Raw genomic sequence first — 4,186 nt, forward strand, 5'->3', positions numbered from 1 at the left:
TAATTTTATGAACAATAAAACGAAACTTGTAGTTAAAAGTAATGCTCTGATTGAAGCGAGTTTTAATTTATCACTAGTAGAGCAACGAGTACTTTTATTGGCAATTGTAGAAGCAAGAGAAATAAAAAATTTAACACCTAGTACAGCATTAGAAATCACAGCCAAAACATACAATAATCAATACAATGTTGGACAAGCAGAAGCCTACAATCAGCTCGTAGAAGCAAGTAAACAACTGTTCAACCGTCAATTTAGCTACCTTGATACTTACAAAGGTGTTAATGCTATAACAGTATCAAGATGGGTAAAAACTATTACTTATGTAAAAACCAAAGGGACAGTTGTTCTTTATTTATCTGATACTGTTATTACGATGATTAGTCGACTAGAAGCTCACTTCACCAAGTACCTATTAGATCAAGTGGCAATGCTTAAAAGCCAATACAGCATTAGGTTTTATGAGTTATTTGCTCGTTACTTGCCACTAGGTAACAGTAAGAAATTTGAAGTATTAGAATTAAGAAAACTGTTAGATATTGCTGATAATGAGTATAAATCAGTGGCATATCTCAAACGTGATGTTATAGATAAAGCAGTAAATGAGATTAATAAGAAAACAGACATCACAGTGAGTTATGAGCAATTTAAACAAGGTAGAACAATCACACATATTCTTTTCAAGATGAAGCAAAAGCCACAGCCTAAGACAGTAGTACAATCTGAGAAGCCAAAGGATTTAACAGAGAAGCAACTAGATATGTTTGCTGACAGATTGGCACAATCTGAGAAGTTCCAAGCTGAGTATGTTGCTGATGTTGGGGCAACAATAGACCAGTATGCACAACAAATTAAAGAGAAGCTAAAGCAACCAAAGAACGTACAGCAATGGTTGCCACACTTGAAAGAAGTTGGCTACAAAACCACTTAAAGACTACACAAAACCAAAAGTCAGTGTTAGTTTGAGAATGTACCTAATTATTTTATACGGAGAATTGCTAAAGAAAAAATATTACACCTAAATCATTGATTTATTATTGGGTTATCTAAATAAGTCAACGTGAACACAGAACCCACAGCTCCTTATCTATGGATGGATATAGTTATTTGTAGGTAACAGGGGCTTTTTACATTTATAATTTAAGAGGAATATATGCCTAGACAAATAATCATTACTAATCCTACCAATTACAAAGGATACAAACTCAATCCTAAATACAGCTATGACAAACAACAGTTGAATACAATTATTAAAGCTCTTGAGTATTATTCTGATCTATCTAGTGAGGACTTAAACAGTAATTACATGGTGTTTGATGTAACCATTCAGCTTGAGGAGCCTACAACAATCAACGATGATGTATTCTCATGTGATGATGGTGGGTATGAGTTTTTAGAGTTTAACTACAATGATCTAACCAAGCTGTTAGATAGAAAGCATTTTTACTACCGTTATTCAAAAGAAATTAGTCCTAAGTATGGTAGACATTGTCACTTGATGGTAATTGGTAATCATGTTTCGTTAAACTTTTTACTAGGAAAATTAAAATTGGATATTGAAAATCTTGATGGTGTTAAGACGGCTTACATATCACCAAGAAAATTCAATGATGACCTTTTGGTGAGCCATAAAAGCCCTGAAAGAAAGCATTTCCATTATTTGAAAAGAAGTCCTGACCATAAAGATGGTTTAAACGATTGTGTATTCAGAATGGGCTACAGAGCAAAAGTAGATCAGAAACCCAAATACATGACAAAAAATTACAGATCATTTGACGGAACAAGAAAATTGAAGCCGCTATTACCTCGTAGTGAAATGAGCTACAACAAATCAGTTGCTCGCCGTAAACGAGCAAAAAATGATGATGTGTTTGATCTATCTGCTTAACTGTTGATTATAGTGGTTATAAAGCCTCTTAAGCAAACCTAAGGTAGGGTAGTACCTTGATGGTGGTAACATGGGCTATATTGCTTATATAAGCGCTATTTAAACGCATGTTTAGTTTGGAGTGTGGCTTTTTCTATAAGAGATCTATTTGATTTCAAAATTCAAGCCATAATTTTGATTACCATTCTTTTCAAGAGTAATTAAATGTTTGCCAATTCTTGCTTGAAATGGCTGATGATGAATTATTTTTGTAAGATACTTTTGATTTAGATGTGTATTGGTATGCTCTTGATAAAGCAATGCAATAGCTGAGCTGTATTTTTTCAAACTTGCTTTTTCTTGTGATCTGTCGCTTATACCTAATGTCAAAACTACACGATCTACATTCTCAGAATTTCCATAAGCATAATATGCCATTTGATTTTCTGAGTTACCTACTGATAGATAATCACTAATACATGCATACTCTATATTGCTGTCTTTCTCATAAGGTATACCTGCTTTTTGGGCAGCAGCTAGTTCTTTTTCTTCTGTGTTGTAATAATCTCCTGTTTTCAAACCTAGAGAAGTTAGGTAATAACATTCTTTAGGTTTAGATGTGTTTTCATAGGTTTTTTGAAGTGAAGAATCAGCTACTTCATTTGATTTAGGAGATGTAAGGTTATAATAAAATATACCTAAACAAACTAATGTAATTAATAACGTAGACGGAAGCCATTGCCCATTATCATTGGACGAAACAGAAGTGGGGGCAGGAGGCCAAGTCTCTTTTTTTCTATTTTGTACTAATGAATATGATTGCTTAGGTTTTGTAAGAATTACGCAAAGGCCTAATATAATATCTACAGCAGCCCAAAAAATAAGTAATGCACCCATGCCAACTGACAAACCAAGTGTATAACCTGCTTGTGAATATTTATCCTGAGTAGAGTTCATTAATTCAGCAACACTACTACACGATTTAAAAGTGATACCCACCATCAAAAGATTAAATAAAATAAATAGCCACTTAAAAGTTACGCCCCAAAAACCACGCCTAGCCTCTCTAATTATTACACCACATTGGGGGCAGTTAAGTGCAGTATCACTAATTGTATTCTTGCACTCAGGACAATTAATTAGAGCCATTCTTTGGGTTCCTGCTAAGTGACTGAAAATCAATTCATGATTTTACTTTATTAAAGAAATGATTCAAAGATAATACTTTAAAACCTATCATTAGAGTATACCCAAAATATAAATAAGTATTTTGATAATCTAACTATCATTAGAGTTATTTACATTATTAAATGATAGGTTTATCATTAGACTTACAAAATGATTACTAAATGATAAATTAGAGGTGGGTTGTGAATATTAGAATTTATGTGAGAGCAAGTACAAAAGAACAAGATGCTGAAAGAGCGTTGAATGATTTAATAAGATTTAGTGAAGATTATGGGGATCAATATACCAAGTACATAGAAAACTGTTCAGGGACAAAACTAGAACGCCCTCAACTGAATAAACTTTTAGATGAGTCAAACAAGGGGGATATTCTTCTTGTGGAAAGTGTGGATAGGTTAAGTCGTTTATCACAAAATGAATTTGATGTGTTGAAATCTAAGATCAAAGAAAAAGGATTACGTTTAATTATTGCTGACTTGCCTACCACTCACAGCATTGGCACAGATATGACAAGTGAGATTTTAAACGTCATCAATTCCATGCTGATTGATCTACTTGCAACAATGGCAAAGTTAGATAACGACAAGCGAAAAGAACGCATTAAACAAGGCTTAGCACGTTCAGGATATGTACCTACAGGAAAGAAAGCCAATACTGCAAAGCATGAGCGTATTGCTGAGCTTTTACAAACAGGAAAGATGACCAAAGATGAAATAGCTAAGGCTGTTGGGGTTGGTGTGGCTACAGTTTATCGAGTTGCTAAAACTAAGATGCAGTAGGATATTTTGAAAAAGGGGTTAAGTTTTATTTAGCCTTCTTTCTGATGTGTTTAACCTATGTATGAATATTCAACCATCGTGGATTTTGTAAAAGAATGTAAGTAAGTTGCTGAAATTTAAGTATTTTATACATATCATTTAATGGTCTAAATAATGATGAATAAACCAAATAAATAATAAAAAACAATAACTTATATCAATAAACAGGGCTTTTTGTTTAATACAATGCACACATAGATGGGAAATTTAGGATTTTCTTGTGTGAGTGCTGTTTGAGCTTTTGCTTTTCACCAAATTATAAAACAGATTTAACAAAGCGAACGGAGTGTGAGCGTCCAAAACACAACCTAGGTTA

Annotated in this window: 4 protein-coding genes; 3 read left to right on the top strand and 1 reads right to left on the bottom strand. The window is 33.3% G+C overall.

Features of this window, described 5'->3' with window-relative positions:
- Both repM and PCI70_RS12090 read left to right on the top strand, forming a co-directional pair.
- A partial coding sequence (gene repM, locus PCI70_RS12085) for a replication initiation protein RepM (RefSeq protein ID WP_333473571.1) occupies window positions 1-928 on the top strand: 928 nt, incomplete at its 5' end.
- A gap of 222 nt (window positions 929-1,150) precedes the next feature.
- Window positions 1,151-1,885, top strand: coding sequence for a hypothetical protein (locus tag PCI70_RS12090; RefSeq protein WP_269915586.1), 735 nt, complete (start codon window positions 1,151-1,153; stop codon window positions 1,883-1,885).
- A 144-nt stretch (window positions 1,886-2,029) separates the two neighbouring features.
- Here the strand turns inward: PCI70_RS12090 and PCI70_RS12095 are convergent, their stop codons facing one another.
- Window positions 2,030-3,013, bottom strand: coding sequence for a hypothetical protein (locus PCI70_RS12095; protein ID WP_269915587.1), 984 nt, complete (start codon window positions 3,011-3,013; stop codon window positions 2,030-2,032).
- 221 nt (window positions 3,014-3,234) lie between these two features.
- Between PCI70_RS12095 and PCI70_RS12100 the strand changes: the two genes are divergently transcribed.
- A complete protein-coding gene (locus tag PCI70_RS12100) occupies window positions 3,235-3,831 on the top strand; it encodes a recombinase family protein (RefSeq protein WP_269915588.1) in 597 nt (198 codons plus the stop codon).
- Window positions 3,832-4,186 lie beyond the last annotated feature (355 nt).

The sequence above is a fragment of the Acinetobacter sp. HY1485 genome (genome assembly GCF_027568475.1).
Classification (GTDB): domain Bacteria; phylum Pseudomonadota; class Gammaproteobacteria; order Pseudomonadales; family Moraxellaceae; genus Acinetobacter.

What these genes read in the sequence shown, in the direction of transcription:
- PCI70_RS12090 (WP_269915586.1), top strand. Translation starts at nt 1,151, where the DNA reads ATGCCTAGACAAATAATCATTACTAATCCTACCAATTACAAAGGATAC.
- PCI70_RS12095 (WP_269915587.1), bottom strand. Translation starts at nt 3,013, where the DNA reads ATGGCTCTAATTAATTGTCCTGAGTGCAAGAATACAATTAGTGATACT.